This window comes from Citrobacter europaeus (genome assembly GCF_037482245.1).
Lineage (GTDB): Bacteria > Pseudomonadota > Gammaproteobacteria > Enterobacterales > Enterobacteriaceae > Citrobacter > Citrobacter europaeus.
Genome location: NZ_CP148085.1, coordinates 44,472 through 62,812 on the forward strand (window position 1 = coordinate 44,472; position 18,341 = coordinate 62,812).

At 47.9% G+C, this 18,341-nt stretch carries 17 protein-coding genes; 15 read left to right on the plus strand and 2 right to left on the minus strand.

The features are described 5' to 3' along the window. Nucleotides 1-18: 18 nt before the first annotated feature. A complete protein-coding gene (locus tag WHR59_RS24365; RefSeq protein WP_015586048.1) occupies nucleotides 19-3,456 on the plus strand; it encodes an LPD7 domain-containing protein in 3,438 nt (1,145 codons plus the stop codon). Next, the gene (locus WHR59_RS24370; RefSeq protein ID WP_011091071.1) at nucleotides 3,422-3,934 is read left to right on the plus strand and encodes a hypothetical protein; all 513 of its coding nucleotides are present in this window, start codon (nucleotides 3,422-3,424) and stop codon (nucleotides 3,932-3,934) included. The genes WHR59_RS24365 and WHR59_RS24370 overlap by 35 nt, the downstream gene beginning before the upstream one ends. On the opposite strand, the gene WHR59_RS24375 is transcribed toward WHR59_RS24370, so the two are convergent. Further along, entirely contained in the window at nucleotides 3,935-4,147 is a 213-nt protein-coding gene (locus WHR59_RS24375) for an Hha/YmoA family nucleoid-associated regulatory protein (RefSeq protein WP_305953721.1), read from the minus strand. After that, nucleotides 4,119-4,529 carry an H-NS family nucleoid-associated regulatory protein gene (locus WHR59_RS24380; RefSeq protein ID WP_004187465.1) on the minus strand — a complete coding sequence of 137 codons (411 nt, stop codon included), beginning with the start codon at nucleotides 4,527-4,529 and terminating at the stop codon, nucleotides 4,119-4,121. Before WHR59_RS24380 ends, WHR59_RS24375 begins: the two co-directional genes overlap by 29 nt. A 67-nt stretch (nucleotides 4,530-4,596) precedes the next feature. Here WHR59_RS24380 and WHR59_RS24385 point away from each other — a divergent pair, with 67 nt between their 5' ends. The 13 genes from WHR59_RS24385 to repC all read left to right on the plus strand — a co-directional run bounded on the left by WHR59_RS24385 (nucleotide 4,597) and on the right by repC (nucleotide 18,046). Continuing rightward, nucleotides 4,597-5,310, plus strand: coding sequence for a DotI/IcmL family type IV secretion protein (locus WHR59_RS24385; protein WP_004187467.1), 714 nt, complete (start codon nucleotides 4,597-4,599; stop codon nucleotides 5,308-5,310). Nucleotides 5,311-5,318: 8 nt separating this feature from the next. Next, nucleotides 5,319-6,470 (plus strand): DotH/IcmK family type IV secretion protein, encoded by a 1,152-nt coding sequence (locus tag WHR59_RS24390; RefSeq protein ID WP_004187471.1) that lies wholly within the window; start codon nucleotides 5,319-5,321, stop codon nucleotides 6,468-6,470. Nucleotides 6,471-6,481: 11 nt separating this feature from the next. Beyond that, a complete protein-coding gene (gene traO, locus WHR59_RS24395) occupies nucleotides 6,482-7,831 on the plus strand; it encodes a conjugal transfer protein TraO (RefSeq protein WP_004187474.1) in 1,350 nt (449 codons plus the stop codon). An 11-nt stretch (nucleotides 7,832-7,842) separates the two neighbouring features. Next, nucleotides 7,843-8,547: a conjugal transfer protein TraP gene (traP, locus tag WHR59_RS24400; RefSeq protein WP_015060002.1), complete on the plus strand. Its 705-nt coding sequence runs from the start codon at nucleotides 7,843-7,845 to the stop codon at nucleotides 8,545-8,547. A gap of 23 nt (nucleotides 8,548-8,570) precedes the next feature. Then, nucleotides 8,571-9,101, plus strand: a complete 531-nt coding sequence (gene traQ / locus WHR59_RS24405) for a conjugal transfer protein TraQ (RefSeq protein WP_004187478.1) — start codon at nucleotides 8,571-8,573, stop codon at nucleotides 9,099-9,101. A 16-nt stretch (nucleotides 9,102-9,117) separates the two neighbouring features. Then, nucleotides 9,118-9,507: a DUF6750 family protein gene (locus tag WHR59_RS24410; RefSeq protein ID WP_004187479.1), complete on the plus strand. Its 390-nt coding sequence runs from the start codon at nucleotides 9,118-9,120 to the stop codon at nucleotides 9,505-9,507. A 45-nt stretch (nucleotides 9,508-9,552) separates the two neighbouring features. Then, the gene (locus WHR59_RS24415; RefSeq protein ID WP_004187480.1) at nucleotides 9,553-10,047 is read left to right on the plus strand and encodes a hypothetical protein; all 495 of its coding nucleotides are present in this window, start codon (nucleotides 9,553-9,555) and stop codon (nucleotides 10,045-10,047) included. Further along, a complete protein-coding gene (locus WHR59_RS24420; protein WP_004187482.1) occupies nucleotides 10,044-13,094 on the plus strand; it encodes a hypothetical protein in 3,051 nt (1,016 codons plus the stop codon). The genes WHR59_RS24415 and WHR59_RS24420 overlap by 4 nt, the downstream gene beginning before the upstream one ends. After that, nucleotides 13,091-14,299, plus strand: a complete 1,209-nt coding sequence (gene traW / locus WHR59_RS24425; protein WP_011091082.1) for a conjugal transfer protein TraW — start codon at nucleotides 13,091-13,093, stop codon at nucleotides 14,297-14,299. Before WHR59_RS24420 ends, traW begins: the two co-directional genes overlap by 4 nt. Further along, nucleotides 14,296-14,892 carry a hypothetical protein gene (locus WHR59_RS24430; RefSeq protein ID WP_032419542.1) on the plus strand — a complete coding sequence of 199 codons (597 nt, stop codon included), beginning with the start codon at nucleotides 14,296-14,298 and terminating at the stop codon, nucleotides 14,890-14,892. Before traW ends, WHR59_RS24430 begins: the two co-directional genes overlap by 4 nt. Then, nucleotides 14,885-17,080 carry a DotA/TraY family protein gene (locus WHR59_RS24435; RefSeq protein ID WP_015062834.1) on the plus strand — a complete coding sequence of 732 codons (2,196 nt, stop codon included), beginning with the start codon at nucleotides 14,885-14,887 and terminating at the stop codon, nucleotides 17,078-17,080. The genes WHR59_RS24430 and WHR59_RS24435 overlap by 8 nt, the downstream gene beginning before the upstream one ends. 1 nt (nucleotide 17,081) lies before the next feature. After that, nucleotides 17,082-17,735 carry a hypothetical protein gene (locus WHR59_RS24440; protein WP_015060005.1) on the plus strand — a complete coding sequence of 218 codons (654 nt, stop codon included), beginning with the start codon at nucleotides 17,082-17,084 and terminating at the stop codon, nucleotides 17,733-17,735. A gap of 80 nt (nucleotides 17,736-17,815) precedes the next feature. Further along, on the plus strand, nucleotides 17,816-18,046 hold the full coding sequence (gene repC / locus WHR59_RS24445; RefSeq protein ID WP_011091085.1) for an IncL/M type plasmid replication protein RepC: 231 nt from the start codon (nucleotides 17,816-17,818) through the stop codon (nucleotides 18,044-18,046). Nucleotides 18,047-18,341: the final 295 nt, after the last annotated feature.

Genomic DNA, 18,341 nt, shown 5'->3' on the forward strand with positions numbered 1-18,341 from the left:
ACTACAGGGGTAGACAGTATGGCGAAACCTGAAATTGCAACTGAAAGAACCCGTCTGAGTATTCCCTTTGACGATCGCCAACGTGCAATACGTGCGGCCGGCAAACTGGCTGATGGCAGTAATGCTCTGGACTACGTGAAGGAAGAAAAGGTGTGGTATGCACAGCCGGGGGCCAACCTGAGCCGGCTGAAAGAGTGGATTTTTGACCCCAATAAAGTGATCGAAGAACCGCCCCTGGATATTCAGGCCATTGAAGATGAATTTACGGCGTGGCTTGAAGAGCGCGGTGCCATTATCAAAGACCCCATAGAGTTCGATGGCCAGAAGCATTATGTCGATACCGTGGACGGTAAAGCTGGTTCAAGAAAGGGGGTGTATGCCGCCTTTCTGGATGGCCGACCTGCAGGGTGGTACAGGGACTATAAGAACGGTGGTGAAATTCAGAAATGGGTATCTACCGGCGCAGCCCCTAACCCTGAACAAATGGCCATGCTCCGTGCTGATGCTGCGGCAAGGCGTGAACAAAGAGCTGCAGCGCAAGCGGATAAGTTTGATCAGACCGCTAACCGGTTGATGGAAGAATATAACCGGCTTCCGGATGCCACGGGAGATCTGGCATACCTGAAAAACAAACAGGTCATTGCCGCTAACGGCCTTAAAGCTGATGAGCGGGGCAACGTTGTGATCCCTCTGTTTAATGCTGATGGCGAGTTCAGGACCCTTGAGCGCATCTGGTCCGACGGTAGTAAACACCTTGAAAAAGACGGCCAGGCATGGGGGAGTTTTTTCGTTGTGGGTGGTCAACTGAAGGATGGTGACAACCTGCTTTATGCCGAGGGATATGCGACAGCAGCCAGTATCAGCGAAGCCATCAATCAGCCTGTGATCATGACGGTTAATGCCGGCAACATGGTGGAAGTTGCTGGCCGCCTGAAAGACACCTTTCCAAACAGCACTCATTACTTCCTTGCTGACAATGACATTTATAAAGACGAGAACGTTGGGCTAGAAAAAGCGACAGAAGCTGCAGAGCTGACTGCCGGCCATGTTCTGGTCCCTGCCTTTAGCAACCCGAAAGAAGGGCTTACTGACTACAACGATTTGCATGTCTCTGAAGGGCTGGAGCAAGTCAGATTGCAGGTAGAAGGAGCCATTAATCAAATGAACAGGGTAGACACTATGCCGACTGATAACCCGAACATTACTGACGTTAATCACAGCTCGACTGACAGCGCTGCCGTTGCAGATCCTGAAAAAGCCGCGCCGGTGGCCAGCGCCCCTGCAGCTGCCGAACCGGAGGAAACCGCGCCGGTGGCCAGCGCCCCTGCAGCTGATGAACCGGTGGAAGCCGCGCAGGTGGCCAGCGCCCCTGCAGCTGATGAACCGGTGGAAGTCGCGCCGGTGGCCAGCGCCCCTGCAGCTGATGAACCGGAGGAAGTCGCGCCGGTGGCCAGCGCCCCTGCAGCTGCTGAACCGGAGGAAACCGCGCCGGTGGCCAGCGCCCCTGCAGCTGCTGAACCGGAGGAAGTCGCGCCGGTGGCCAGCGCCCCTGCAGCTGCTGAACCGGAGGAAACCGCGCCGGTGGCCAGCGCCCCTGCAGCTGCTGAACCGGAGGAAACCGCGCCGGTGGCCAGCGCCCCTGCAGCTGCCGAACCGGAGGAAGCTGTGCCGGTGTCCAGCACCCCTGCAGCTGCTGAACCGGAATACACCGCACCAACAGATCGAGACGGCGATGATGAAGAGAGTAATAGCGCCAGTGATCTTGAGGCGTATGCCGCTATGATGGCCTTTGGCGGTGAAACAACTGACTCCGCTCAGCAAAAGCCTGAAAGGATAGCGCCCAGCGAATCTGTAGCTAATACCGCCCCGGCTGAAAATGAAACCGAGGAGAAGAAAAAAACAAACGAAGAACTGGAAAACGGCATACGCTGGGCAACCAACGATAATGCAGAAACGCCCCCAAAAGAACGTATAGACCTGGAAGGGTTAATTGCCCGGTTTGGGTACAGAGCAGAGAAAGACTATACGGCGTATACGCTTGATGGACAGGATGCGTTTTACGATTACGGCTCACATCTGCGTATGGCTACCCCTGAAGCCAGCCAGAGTGACGAGATGATCCTGGCGGCCGTTCTAACCGCGGATAAGCAACATCATCGTGGTATTGAAATCACCGGCAGTGACGAATTTAAAGAGCGAGTGTTTAACCTTATCAGTGAATACAACATTGAGGTGAAACTGACTAACCCAGAACAAAGGGTTAAATTGCTCGAACTCAAAAAAGCAAATGAAACAGCAAAAGAAACGGCAAAAGAAAATGTTGCTGATTCAAATGCGAATAAGCAGGAAGGGGCAAACGAAAAGACAAATTCATCAGTTCAGCAGAATGGAATGCGCTGGGAAGAATCGGCCTCTGTGCAGCCGAAGAAGCAGAATGCATCTGATACTCAAAAGGAAGATAAAGCTGCAGGTGAACCCTGGGAGAAAGGCGTTATCGTCGCGCATGGACGTGCTAAGTATGAGTGGAAAGAAGATGAATCCATGAACTACTTTGTCACCCTCAAAAATGAACATGGAGAGAAGACACTCTGGGGGAAAGACCTTGAGAGAGCGGTTAAAGATGCTGGTGTAGACACAGAACGTCTTGTTACAGTCAGAAAGCTGGGATTTGTGGATGTTGAGGTGAATGCACCTGTCCGTGATGAAAGCAACAAGATCGTTCGTTATGAAACTATCCAGACCAAACGTAATGAGTGGGAAGTAAAGCCTGTATACCCACAGCCAACAGCAGGGAATGAACAGGCCTATAAGCCTTCTGAACTGGTTCCGTATGATGCTGCAACCTTCCAGAAGCTCCGCACAACAATTCAGCAGATTACCGGTGTTGATCTCAGCCGTGAGGCCGTGCCTGAAAAAGAACTGTACTGGTTCTTGCCTAATGGTAAGCCAGCTCCAGAAAGCATGACAAAGCCCACAGGCTATAAACTCCCTCAAGAGTCAAAAACCGCGGGTACACCTTTGCTGATCGCACCGCATAAAAAAGGCGAACGCCCAGATTATTTCCTTGTTGAGTCGCGTAAAGGATTCATGCAGGGGATCGCAAAGGATAAGGAGTCCGGTGAGTACCATAGCGTGATTGGAAAAGTGAACAAGCGTATTGATAAAGACGGAAACTGGAAAACGTATATGACTCTTTCAGCAATCAATAAAAATGCCGAAAGTGGAATTGTTTTGCATGGTTATGGACATGTAGATCAGGGGGGTAAAAATTTGCTTTACAAAAACACAATTGCAAATGAAAAACAGCCTCAGCATTTACAAGCGGCCTCAGATGAGGTAAAAAACAAAACAGTAATGAAGCAGCTTTTTCATCCTTCAAATTCTGCAAAAAGAAAAGATGATGAAAGGAGAGAACAGACTCATGCACCAGTCGCAAAGTCAGCGCCTCGGCCATAAAACAAAAACCCTACTCGTTGCAGTAGGGTTTTCCTGCATTTCTGTGAGCTCATTTGCGGCAACACAGACCTGTGCAGCATACGAACTGGCAAAAGCTGGTGCAGATGCTGCCTATAAGCAGGAAGTGGAAAGGATTAACAACGCCGCAAAAAGCGAATCCAGTACGTCTGATTCTCTCGGACAGTGCCTGGGGTCGCTATCGGTATCACTTAAAATCCCACAGTTTCCGTCTATCAGCGACATTATTGATAAGGTGAAGGATGAGGTATGCAATACGGTTAAATCGAAGATTAATGAGAAGTGGGGGAGCCTGACTAATACGACGCTGGACCCGTGGTCAACGATTTCATCCCGACTGCCAGATACGTCAGGTATCCTGCCCAACGCATCTTCTAAAAATGTGCAATTAAACAATCCGGCAGCTGCGAGTGGAAGTGGTGAGGATGCAAACAGTGATGCATTCCCGTTCCATTTGTAACTACCGGAAGAGTCCTTTCGGGATTTTATCGAATAGCTTGCCGGTTCGTATTTCAACGCGGCGGTGTTCCGCCGCGGTTAGTAAACGCATAAATTCTGTGGCAGGTAGAACATCACGTTTTGAGTCTACATACGTATCAAGCGAATCTTCATTCATGAAACGTCTGACAGTATGCAGCCAGTCTTCAGCTGATTTCATATTTTTTGAGCTCATCGTCGCTCATCTCGGCAAACGCTGCAGGTCGGCGACCTTTTCCTGTCCAGGTTATGGACTTTCCATCAACTTCGATCCGGTACTTCACTTTTCCAAAAGTGGATTTACTTTTCGTGGACGGACCAAAGAGATTTTCGAAGATCTGGAGAGCTTCATCAGCCGTAATATTGTGTTCTTCCATGAACCGCTTTGTGGCTGCGGCTTTCTCTTCAGTGGCCTTCTGTTCTTCCTTAAATTTCTCGATCATTCCCTGTGCAATGTCGGACCACATATTAATGAGTTGTTCAAGGTTTTCTGGCGGGATTTTGCGCAAAACGGCGGTGGCTTTTCGTCGTTCGCACATGATAACTGCACAGGATTCGTAATCATTATGTTCGCTCATGTATACCTCATTGTTCATTAACGATCTGCGTGATTTTCTAACACAAACTTTTGAAAAGAGAAACTCTATGAAAACACAAAATGGTGAAAATATTATGGATCAAACTGACTCGGATCAAAACTCAGTCGTTGATGATGACAGCAACGCCCTTGCTCCAGCTCTGGCTGAAGAGAGTAACCGAACGGTACAAGAAATCGTATCGAAACATGGTTTAAAAGTAATTTTGATTCAAACGCTAATCATATTAGTCGCAATCATTATCATTGGTCTTCAGGGTTACTGGCTTCACCAGAAAAAAACCAAATATATTGCAACGAATGGGGGCATGATCACAGAAGTTCATCCAACCGATGAACCCGCTTACACGGCGGAAGAGGTGATGGACTTTGCCAACCGTACAATGATCAAATCGCTTTCACTGAACTTTGTGAATTACGAAAACCAATTAACCAGCGTCCGCGGCGATTTTAGCGCTGAAGGGTACGTTAGTTTCCGTAAAGCGCTGTCCGATAGTGGGCTGCTGAAAGATATCAGTGAAAAACGTCTGAACGTAAAACTTTCCACAACTCCTGGAACCCTGATCACGGAAGGTCTTATCCGTGGCACCAAAACCTATGCCTGGCAATACCGCATTCCGGTGACTGTTCAGCTTGTTGGGCAGGCTCAGGACTACAGACCGCAACCTTACGATTTGATGGTTCAGGTACGCCGCGTAAAAGAAGACGAAGATCCACGGGGTATTCAAGTAGCACAGGCCATTCTCAAACCCCGGAACTACTGAGGTCAATCATGAAGATTAAACTGTTAACTGTACTTATGGCCGCACTGTTTTCGGCAAATTCTGTATCTGCAGCTGATGCGCCGACTGGTAATGGAGCGCCGCAGCAAACGGCGCCAGCTGTGCCTGGTGGTGATATTGCTCAATGGCAGCAGGCCAGTTCCGGGTTGCCCGTAAATCAGCAGTCACAGGTGCAACAGCCTCCACAGCAAACAGCACAGGAACAAGGTCAGCAGCAGGCGCAAGGCCAACAACCACAGGCACAGGCCCAACAGCAGCCAACTACTGCACTGCCTCCTGCACCCATGCCGCAGATTCCTCCACCACAGCAGCAGGTTACTCATGTTAATCCGCAGACACTGGAAGAGTTACCTGCACCTGTTCTGCAGCAGATCCAGCCTATTACCCCTGGTCAGGTGCGGTCTGCCCGCAGCGCAATGGAAGATATGAGCGCGGCGGCCAAAACCTCACCATTAACGCCGATCCCACGAATTTCAAGCCAGACGGTATCACTGTCAGCTGGTGCATCCATTCCGCAGGTACGGGTATTTCCAAACCAGGCAACCACAGTGACGTTTTCAGATGCAACCGGACACCCCTGGGTATTAGGCGCCCCTCCATATAATTCGAGTCCCTGTGCATCTGGTGGTGAACTGTGTGTTGGCTATATTCCAGGATCGGCGGTATTCACAATCCAGCCGACCAATGCCTATGCCAGCGGGAACATCACAGTGCTTCTGAAGGGGCTGGCTACGCCGGTCATTATTAACGTGAAGGGGGCAGAACCCTCCGTTAAATCAAAAACCGTTGATGTTGATTATCGTCTGGATCTCCGTATCCCGAAGCGCAGTCCTGACACACCGGTTTATACCGCTACTCCTGAGAAAAAAATCTCACTGTATGACAAGCAGCTGCAGAGCGTGCTCGATGGCATCCCGCCTGAAGATGCTCAGCGGTTGAAACTTAAAAACGCGCCAGGGAGTACCAAAGTCTGGCAGATCGGTGATGAGCTCTACGTCAGAAGTAACATGCAGCTGCAGGATGAGTTTGAAAAAACGCTTTCCGCTATCGATGGCACACATGTTTACGTGCTGCCGGCAACACCAGTGCTGACTTTTTCGGTTAACGGTCAGGCGCGTGACGTTGAAGTTGAGCTGAATTAAGGGGAACGACGATGGCTACAGATAAAGGTAAAGAAACCAGAAAAATGATGCTCTACGTCGGTGGCGCCGCTGCAGTTGTGGCGCTTCTGGGAGGGTACTGGTTGTTTGGCTCATCAGATGAGCCGGCAACGGGCGGGTCGCAGGTGAAGGCCCAGGGGCTGGAAGGGAAAACTGGCAGGGAAAAAGCTAATGATCCCCAATACAACAAGCTGCTGAATGAGTGGAATGCTGATAACTCAGAAAAAGCGGCTCTCACGGGGGATAGTTTCATATCCACGTTGTCAGCCAGTAACCCGGTGGCCGTTGATTACGGCACCAAAGCACCGCCACCAAAATATTCGTGGGAATCGTCAGCAAAACAGTCGGGCGATAACAGTAAGGCTAATGATGCTGAGCAGAAAGAGCGTGAGCGTCAGGCTAAAGCTGTGGCTACGTTACTGCAGAAAATAGACCAGGCCAGAACACCGGTTGTCACGGGTGTTGCTCTTGCAACCCCTCTGGGAGCAGAGGGTAATGACAAGAACGGCGGCACCTTCTCAGGGTGGACCGATTCGGTCTATCCGCAGAACAAAAAGCCGGATGCTGAAAAACAACAGGGGGCGAAGAATAAGGTCAAAGATAAAGGAGCCCGGCTTGTATCGGCTTACACGCTTGTGCCGGCAGTAATGGATACGGCGATGGACAGTGACGATCAGAACAGTATTGCTATTGCCCATGTTCCAACTGGAGCGCAGGCCGGCGCCAAATTCTATTCTGGCCAAAACCGTCTTGCCGGCGATGGTATTCGAATTCACTTCACCGGCATGGAGCTGAACGGAGTGCAGTGTAAGGTCGATGCGTATGGCGTGGCTTCCGACTCGTTGCGCGCGGCCGTTTCCTCAAATGTAAATAACCGCTGGTTCAGCCGTATTATTCTGCCGGCTGTTGCTAACGGATTAGGCCGAACTGGTCAGCTGTATGCGGACAGCAATTCGCAGATGATTATCACTGACGGCGGGAATGCATATCGTTCAACTGGTACACCTGATGGCAAAGCGGTTGCCGGTACCATTATTGGCGGGATGGGTGAGCAAGCAGGGCGTGTCCTGGCCGACGATGCAGCCCGCCTGCCGATTAAGCAGGTTACGGTTGACCGTAACCAACTCATAGGCATCCAGTTTGTCGCGCCTGTGTATGAAAGCGACTGTGGCGAGAATATGGAAAATGCTTCTGCAGAGCAGGTGCAGCAGCAAGCAACTCCCACACTATCTAGTGTGCAACCTCAGCAGATGCCTCAGCCTCCGGCTCCTAATTACCCTCAGCAAAACTTTCCAAGCTACCCCGGCTACGGGTATGGCACCAATAACCCGTATTACCGTTAAGGAGATTGATAATGAATCTGTTTGAAGATGACAATAAAAACGAAGCAGCTCCTGCCCAGGAACCGGTGTCTGCTAAGCCTGCTGAAAAGCCAAAACCGACAGTGACGCCAGCAGCAAAAGCGAGCAAAAAGCCGCTTAATATCAGTGACTATGCATGGATTGGTGGTATCGCTGTCATCGCTATCCTGCTTTTAGTCTGGTTGTTTGGGGGCTCCGATAGTGATACTGCGCCAGCGACGGGGAATGGGGCGATCCAGTCTTCAGCGCAACGTCCGCGCGTACAGTCTGCCCCTGCAGGGCAGGATTCTGGTGACTTCCGCGAGCAGATTTCCGGGATTCTGCTGCAGCAAAAGGAACGGCTGGACGCGATAGAATCAACTTCTAAAAATGGAATGATGATCCTTTCCAGTCAGTTACAAAGCGCTAATGAACAAATTAAAAATCTGAACAATCAGGTTCAGGAACTGAAAATGAAAGCCGCTGGTTATGGGCCTTCATTTGGTAATCAGAGTGGAACAATTTCCGGTGCAACGTCACAGGCATTACCTTTGTTGAGAGGTTTTTCAATTAATGATTTATCTGGCGATCTTGCTTGGGTAAAATACAAAAACCAGACGTATGCTGTGAAGGTCGGAAGTCAACTTGGCGGAGTCACCATTACAGGTATCGATACTGAAAATAGAATCGTTACAACAAGTAAAGGCCTTATCCGCTAATCAGGACCTAAAAAGGCGAAACTATGGATTTAGAATCGGTATTAATTCAGGTTGCTAACGGTGGTCAGGAACCGCTGACAAGGCTAATCATAGGTGTCGCTGCAATCGTTGGGATCATTGGTGTTATTGGATATCTGATGAGCCTGCGGAAGCAGGCCAGGCATTCTACCAAAGGTGTTGAAGTTGGCAGAATTTTTGCCGGGATCATCTTCTGTGTATGCCTCATCACGCTGAAAGCACAGATGAACTCAGGCGGTGCCACTTTAGGATTTGGCGATGTCAGTTTCGGACCCGTCAGTTATGCGAGCGAATCTACGTTTGGCATGGGAGCCGCAGCAGTCAACGCAGTGCTGGGGATTGTTAGAATTCTCGGTGCATACTTTTTTTACAGGGGTATTAAGGGGTTGAAAGACTCTTACCTTGAGGGCCATACGGAGCTGTCAGCTTCGGGCACGAGAGGGGCATCCATTGTGAAAATTGTATGTGGACTACTTCTGATGTTCGATACACAAACGCTCGATGCGTTGCAGAGCACATTAAACATTCACTGGTAATCAAAAAGGATACTTTATGAAAATTGTTAAATTTATCAAAGACAAGGCGTTATCTGCATCCATCGCAGCGTATCAGCTGCGCGGAACGGTAGCAAAATCGTTAGTGGTATTGCCGCTGGCATTGCTGAGCAAAGAGGCTGCAGCTGAAACGACTATCTGGGAAAAGATCAATACCTTCACGGAAGGTATGGCCAGTACCCAGCCTGGTCTGATTACCGCTGGTAAAGTGGTTGGTGTTGTCTGCTTCATCGTAGGTCTTGTTGCTCTGTGGCTCAAAAACAAACGCGGGAAAGATATCAGTGGCGGCTTCATCTTCTGGTCAATGGTTGTTGGAGCCTGTCTGGTCGGCCTGACCGCATGGATCTCTTCTGTTGGTTCAACTGTTGGTGTTGACGCAACCCTGTAATGTCCTTTCGGCCCCGCCTTGCGGGGCCAATACCGGAGTTCCCCCATGAAAGATTTTAAGCTCACCAGGAATGAACAACCTGCCAGATGCCATGTGTGCGGGATAAAGAGCAAAGATGTTTTCTCCCTCGCAGAAGATGGACAGAAAGAGAGAATGCTTTGCTCTGTATGCCTGTCGCTCGAACACCCGGAGAAAATGAAACTAGAGACTCAAACCGGACTTCTGCTGAAGAGAAATACAAACCGAAAACTCTACAGCCTGTTGTTTCGTTCAATTGCAAAGGCGGAAAAGTCAACGGACGATTCTTACCGTGAAAAGGCACAGAAACTTAAACAGATATTGCTCAGTACAACTGACGTAGTTCTAAACGAAACCGGCAGTGATGATGGATACGATTTACTGCACCTGATAAAAAAACACCATCAGTTACTTCCCATGAATTTTGACGATGAGTTTGTCACTTCTGTCGCAGAGTCAGACGAATTGCCGGATGTAAGTGACTGGAATGAAATTTACAAGGGTAAGAGAGGTTTTAAATGATTTCTTTCTTTGAGGATGTGATCGAAGGTATCTCACGCAATCTTACGTCAAATGACTCGTTAAAATACTGTGATTTGACAACGGTTGTAGGGCTTACGTCGCAGGATCGCGTTGAGCATCCTGAAATCAGGGCTCCGTACATACTGACCACGAAGAACAACGATTTTCTTACCGTTATTGAGATTCAGGGCGCTAAATCATCGTTTGACGAGAAGTCGTTTAATGACTTCATCATGCACCTTTCAAACTCGTTGTCGAATTCCTTTATTAACAGTGGCCATAAGCTGTCTGTGGTGTTTGAGCGCGACTTTACCAAGAACCAGGAAGAGCTGAATAATGTTTATAAACCGCAGGTAGCAGCAATAGAGCGCCTGCAGATAGACATTAAAGACCTGATCGCCGATGACGCAAAAAAAATCGCTGCCCATTACAGCCGTGAACGCGCTTACATCGTGCTGTATACCTCGAAGGGGATGATTGCGAAGGATGAACTTAAAAACGAGCAGGCAAAAGCTGCCGGCGTTATGAAGGATATCCCGCAGACTCGCTTCAGTCAGAACCCAATCGAATTTCAGCTTGAAGGTTTGAAGATCACGCATGACGCGATGCTTTGGCGGCTGATTGGTATGCTTCAGGGGGATGATGAGTCGGGGATGGGGCTTCTGGTTGATGTCCTCGATGTCAAACACGCCGGCGCAATGATGCGTCAGATGCTGTTCCGGAACTCAACATCAGAAAACTGGTACCCTCGCACGCCGTTTGACCAAAATCTGCGAGTCTATGGCGCTCCACGGAAAGGCAATATCGACTCAGTGCTGCCGCCGCGGCTGAATATCCAGATCATGGAAGGGGAACTGGAAGAAGATGGTGGCCTGATTTACTGCGATGGCAAGTATTACGGTTCTGTTGCCCTTGAGTTGCCACCACTTCACCCTGTCAAATTTAAGCAGTTATTCAACGCGATTAACCGGAAAATCCCGTACCGGATAAAATATGACTTTATGGGCGGGGGCAAAAAAGCATTGTTCTGGCCATCAGTGATCGTCTCTTTCCTTCGTTTCATTCCCTCACTCGGTACTATCGCGCGTGATATGGATTATGTCGGGGCCCAGAGCGAAACCGATCCAACGGCTATCATGGCCATCAACTTTGCCACCTGGGGTGACACTAAGGATGAAGCCAAACGCAACCTGGCGGCTTTAACTAAGGCGATTGAAGGCTGGGGTGTATCAGGTGTGTCCAAGACATATGGCAATCCAGGTAGCGCACTGATTGCATCCGTTCCGGGGCTGACGACGGCCACACCTGGCTCATTGCATTATCCGCCGTTGAGTGAAGGCTTGCGGATGTTACCTTTTGAACGTCCGGCCAGTCCCTGGCATGGTAAAGGCAATATCAACTTCATCACGCTCGATGGCAAGCTGTTCCCCTATCAAATCGCCAGTCCCCTGCAGGAGAAATTTACCGATGTCATCACCGGTGTTCCAGGTTCCGGTAAAAGCGTGCTGGCCAACCGCCTTAACCTGAGTTCGATTTACCGGGCTGATAAAAAACTGCCTTATCTGACTATCATTGATAAGGGCTACAGTGCAAAAGGTATCGCCGATCTGATTAGCGCTGAGCTGCCGTCAGAGAAACGTCACCAGATTGCCAGTATCACCCTGAACAATGACGAATCGCACTGTATTAACATCTGCGATACGCAGTTAGGTTCAAGGTATCTGACGCAGTTTGAGGAAGTATTCTTAAAGCAGATGCTTAACGCATTCTGTATTGATCCGGCAATTGGCCAGCCGCCAGATGCAATGAGCGTTGGCCAAATCGTCAGTAAGGTTGTATCAAACGTATACAAAGCAAAAGCGCATTCAAGTGCTAACTTGTTTAAGTATAACGACCCGGTGATTAATGAAGCTCTGAAAGAATCAGGTCTGGATAAAGAGCTCGGTGAAGACTGGTTTGAAAGAGCTACATGGTGGGAAGTCGTTGATAAGCTGTTTGCCAAAAAATATCTTCATGCTGCGACGGTTGCTCAGCGTTATGCTGTGCCAACTATTCACGATTTTATTGCTGAACTACAAACTGAATCATTTAAAAACCAATACGCTGACGTAAAAGTTAATGGGAGTGAGCCTGTAGTAGGCTTCGTTGCACGTTGTTTCCAGGCTGCAGCAGCTGAGTATGCCATTTTCTCTGGGATCACGGTTTATGATTTCAGCCCGGAGACTCGCATTGCGATCCTGGATATGCAAAACGTCCTCGGTGACAGAACGACACCTGCAGGTAAGCTCAAGTCCGGCATTATGTATCTTTTTGCGCGCCAGATGGCTGTGCGTAACTACTACCTGCCTCAGTCCGCAGAAACCTTCATTCCTGCTTTACCGGAGCAGTACAGGGCATATCACCAGGCGCGCATCAGGGAGCTTTCAGAAGAAGTTAAACATACCTTTTATGATGAGTGTCATAACTTTGCCGGCATCGACTTTATCCAAAATGCGCTGAATACCGCTGACCTTGAAGATCGTAAATTCAACGTCCGTACTGCGTTCTCGTCTCAGTATCTGAGCCATATGCCTTCGAGTGTGCTTAAAACCATGAACAGCCTGTTTATGATGCGCCTGACGGAAGGGGATGAAGAGTATCTGAAGCAATTAGAGATCAACATCCCGGCCGATATCCTGCGTCGTTTCAGACAGCTTCCGCAAGGGGTTTATCCGGACGGAAGTGGTACTGCATTCCTCGGTATTTTTAAAACAAAACGTGGTCTTATTTGCCACATTCTGAAAAACACATTAGGTCCAAAACTGCTTTGGGCTTTGAACTCATCTGCAAAAGACAGAGCGCTCAGAGATGTGCTTTATGAAGAGCTTGGAACGAAAAAAGCAAGGGAAGAATTAGCAAATAGATTCCCTATGGGAAGTGCATCAAGTATCATTGATGAAATGGTGGTCAATCAGGGTGGTGAGCGTGATTCTGAAGAAGAATCACAAACTATGGCGATGAAGCTCGCTAAAGAAATCATTTCTGATGTGAGAAGGGGATTCAGATGATAAAAATCGGAAAAGCAAAACGGTCAGTGATGGCCGTTTCAATTCTGGCCTTCAGCGTACAGTCAGCATTTGCCTATACGGTCAACGTTAACAGCAGCATTCCCATCTCAACGCAGGTTATGCCGGCGTTGAGCACAGCTAATGGCCTGTTAGGTAATATCCAGGCCACGCTGATTAACATTGGTACGGCAATCAGCCAGCAGGGCGATCGCCAGGCAGCATTAATGCAGCAGGTGGCTGAAACTAACCGACAGTTCGAAGTCGAGCAAAAACGTAATGACCGGCTGCTGCAGGCACAGGATAAGTACCGTGTTCCGGATGATATATGTGCGCAGTCTATTGGCGGTGGCGCCGCGGGGGTATCCTCTGCGGCCGCTGGCGGTCAGCGAACGCTGGGAAGCGCCAGTTCTGCGAAAGATGTTAAGGCTATTTTTGAAGTGCCGGCACGCGCAACCGACGTGGATGCATCTTCAACGGCCGAAGTTCACAGCCAGTACTGCGACAGTTCGGATTATGCTGCATTTGGCGGGACTTCATTCTGCCCAAGTGTATCTGACATGCCGCGGGCAGATACGTCGCTGAGCTCGTTGCTTTATGGCGCCGGCAAAGAAGGCAAGGCACCTGATCTGACGTTTACAGATGAGCAGACAGATGCGGCGCTGCGCTATATGAAAAATACCGCGTTGCGCAGTGCTGGTCGTCAGCTGAGTCGTGGGGAAGTTAAAGGCGCCAGCGGGCGAATTTACCTGGGCATGATTCAGCAATACCAGGCGCTCACCGACGCGGCCGCACAACCTCAGATGGAAATGATCGCCAACTCTAAACCGAACCCGGCCACTGATGCCGCGCTTGCAGATGCGCGCAAAGTGCCGGAAGTCGAATCCTATTTCCAGGCGACGGCCAGTAACAGGGCGAAACAGCTTAACCGTATGTCTGCCAGAGAGTTTGAGGAATTCGAAGTAGGTCGCCGTTACAGCAACCCTGCTTACCAGGCGACGTTGACCAACAAGAACACCGAAGATTTGATGCGTGAGCAAATCAATATCGCCAATCTGAACAACTGGTTAGTGTTGAAAACCAAACAGCAGCTGGAGAAACAAAATGTGCTGCTTGGCCAGATCCTGGCGAACGACGCATATCAAACATACAAACCGATGCTGGCAGCACAGCTGGAGAGTGTGAACGCGGGAGTATCCAGAAAATGACAGACGAAAATAAAACAGGGGGAGAAGTTACAAAATCCCCCGGCCGCATGAAAAAAGCGGTTTATCATATTACCGGAATTAGTGATATTCAGTTTATGTGGAAATCACTAAGGGAATCTATCAGCCTGCTCAATGAGCGGGCTTCTTTCGTTAAGAAGCAAATCAAAAATTTGGAAGCTCCGGACGAAAAATCAGCTTCGAATCAGTCGTTTGAGGATGTTGTTAAAAAGAGTTCTATCCCCTTAGAACAGCATCTAGCTAAAGCCGGTAAGTATAAAAAATATTGGTTATGTTGCTTCTTTATAGCTGTTTTTGTTGCCCTGTTTTTAATCGCTGGCTGTGTAAAATTGATTGTTAATACTGAATACAATGTAAGCCTTCTGAAGGTGACATTAACACTTGGTTTAATGTTTGCTGTTTGTATCTACTCGTTCGTAAAAGCAATGACTTATGAATTTTTAGGTTGGCAATTACGCAATGAGGCCCATTCTGAAGAAGAATTCGGTACATTGAGACATTTTATTAACGATAACGGTGTGCGCAATACATTTAATTTTGAACAAGCTGGCCAGATTCGGGGGGCGCATGAATAAGTCAAGAAACTCATTGGTCGCATTGTTGCCGCTATCGCTTTTCATTACCCCGGCATATTCTGCAGATCTGGGAATTGATAGTATTACAGAGGCTGCTAAACGGTCTGGTGATTTGTCACGTCAGATGCTGCATACCGTTTTTGGTGAAGTGGTAAATAATCCTTTCAGTCCGTCAGGTGATGGGTTGTTAAATAACGTATTTTTCACAGTGAATGAGGTTATCGCCATATTAGCGCTGATTTATATGGCGATAATCAGTATTAAAAAACTACATCAGGCAGGGCAACTTGGGAAGTTTATAGAGGGTGATGGGAATAATGCCTTCAATTTTGTTAAAACAACATTCGGCTGGCTCCTTTTGGTTCCAACTGTTGTTGGATGGTCCGTTGCACAACTGCTCTTCCTGTGGTGTGGGTCAATCATAGGTGTAGGTTCTGCCAATGTTATTGCAGATAAAACAGCGTCGGAACTAGCGAGTGGCAAAGCTGTTTATATAACGCCAGTTATGCCAGAAATGGCTTCTGTGGCTAAAGGAATGTTCGAAATGAACTTGTGCGCTCTTGGTGTCAATCAAGGGTTAGCTCAGATGGAGGCTTCAGGCCAACATTATGAAAGTAATAGCCAGATGAAGTTTAATACTGGTGATTCTAGTTACTCAATTTCAGTTGACAATGGTTCTGCTGTTTGTGGGACTGTTAAATTACCACAAAAACCTACAGGTTGGACTTCGGTATTCTCCAGTGGTTACGCTGATTCTGTTTATGCAGTTCAACAGCAGGCTACAGACTCGCTTTGGAGTAAGATGAAGAATACAGCAGAGCAATTTAACTCTGCTTATATGTCTAAAATGCGTTCCGGAGATGGGCAGCTGCCTGACGTTGAAACTGCAATTCAGACAGCAGCAAGAGATTACCAACAACAAGTACAGCAAGCTGCAGACAATGCTGCCGGAAGCAATGATATGCTCCAGAAAATGGAGTCGGATATAAAGGAAAAAGGCTGGCTATATCTTGGTATTTATTATCATACCCTGGCAACTGCTAACACTGAGCTGAAGGACGTTGCTAATCTGAAACCTATTGTATCAGGGATAAGTGGTGATGGTGATGTAGGTTCTACGGACTATTATAAAGGTCTGTTCCAGGCATATCATTCACAACTGAAAAACAGTACCTACACTCCCCCTTTAGGTACTGCTGATAATGCTTTAGCTCAGAACATTGACAATAAAGGCATCGAAGAAGCGGCAAAAAGTGGTGATGCAGATTCGTTGATTACCAAAATTTTCAACTTTAATGTTACTTCATGGCTTGCCACTAGAAACTACGGCACTGGCGATGGATACAGCGATGTAACGAATCCCTTGTTGAAAATGAAAGCCATTGGTGATTACACGATGTTTACTGCTGAGAGTGGTCTAGCTGCTTGGGGAGCTGTTAATGTCGCAATGAGTGTTGCAGATGGTAATAACGCTGCTGGAATGGGGGCGGGATTACTTAATTTCTTCACTTCAGGTAAGGATATTATTAAGGGTGTAATTAAAACTGCGGCTCCGATCGTATACATGATTTTAGTCGCTCTGTTCTGTATAGGGTTAACGCTTTCAATTTGGCTTCCATTTGTGCCATTTATCTATTGGTTTGTCGCAATGGCGGATTGGTTAGTTACTTTGCTGACTGGTATCGTTGCATCTTCATTGTGGGCCGCTACCCATATTAACATTGGCCAAACTAATGAGGACCGGTCAACGTATGGATATATTTTCCTGATAGATGTGATGATTCGACCACTGTTGATGGTAATGGGGTTCATTTTTGCATCATTGGCCATTGTGGCTCTTGGCACCGCGCTTAACTATATTTTCAAAACAGCAATGGAAAATGTACAGGCAGATTCAACAACTGGCCTTTGGTCAATGATAGGTATCCTTTTTGTCTATGCAAGGATGTGTACAGGTATGGTCGCTAGGGTATTTGCATTACCTGCAAGGATGCCTAACTACGTCATCAGCTGGATTGGTAACAAGCATAACGATTCAATTCTTGGTGATATGCAGAATCATGTTCACGACCTGTTTGCTGCATTTGGTCGTGGAGCTAAAAATACAGGTGGACGTCCTTCTGGGCCGAAGAACTTCAACCCAACCAATACGGTTGATAAAGACAAAGATGGTATAGCGGGGGCGTGATATGAAAGGATATTCGTATACTGTTGTCGATAACAACATGGCTAAATCAAAAGGTGTTGGCTACTATCTGTCACGCCTGTCTGTAGCCATAAGTATAGTTATTTTAACAATAAGTCTTCCGTTGACTGTATATTCTGGCTTTCTTACTTTAGGTGGAAGCCTGGCATTGGCGTGGTTTGTTGCTCTACTTGTTTTCGATGCCATGCTGATCACATATGTTGTACGCCAGGTAAAAAGTAAGGGAGTCAAAAAGGTCGTTGCAGGCATGAGAGTTTATGGATGCTTTAATCCATCGGCTAAAGAGGAACAATACATGCCGGCTCAGAAAACATATTTTGGTATAGATATGGACTCCGGTGTTGTTGGTATTGCTGCCCTTTATGCTGTACAGGCCTCTATTAAGCAAAAGAGAATTTTGTTTGAGGCCGAGACAATTGAGTCTTGGGAGTATACTGATAGTAAACTTGTCGTAAATATTCGGAACCGACATGTGCCTACTGTTGAAATAATCTTGCTCAATGCCGGCCTAGCATATCGCCAGCTGGAAATGTTAACCAGGATGCATGAGCAACATAAAAAATACAGGGGTGAAAAATATCTCCAGTGGCGAAAGACTATGCTTGATGAAGGTTGGATGCTACCACGAACGTATTGATGTTTACTTCCAAACCGCCTGAAAAGGCGGTTTTTTCATGTATACTCAGGTGGTTATAGTCGTATGCTGTGGGAGGAAGAGTGAACAGAGTTACTGAGCGCCAGGAACAGAAGAGTAACCCGGAGTTCCAGAGAGAGTACCGGAACCGTATCCGGGAAACACACGACCAGTTAAACCTTTATCTCCCCAAAGATGCAAAAAGAATGTTGATAGAGATCACAAAAGTTAAAAAACTCACTCAGGCTGAAGTCATTGAATTTCTTGTCAAAAGCTATTACGACGGATTGAAATTTGACGATTCTGAAGAGTGATCTTACTATGTAAAAGCGGGTTCGCAGGTATTGCCCCGCTTAGAAACGCATGATATGTTAAGCGGCGTTTACATAACCTTACGGGGTTATTACTGAATTTAGCACGGGAAGAGCGGCCCGGAGATGTACCGCTTAGGAGTGGCAGGAGCCACAAAAAGTAAAACCCCCTGATCCCTGTTGGAAACTTTGGCCGGTCTCTCAGGAATCAGGGGGTGCAAACTGCCCACTGGCAGAAAGGATTATAGCAAATGCGTAACCTATTGCAATACAGCCCGGCCAATATGTGCAGGGGCTG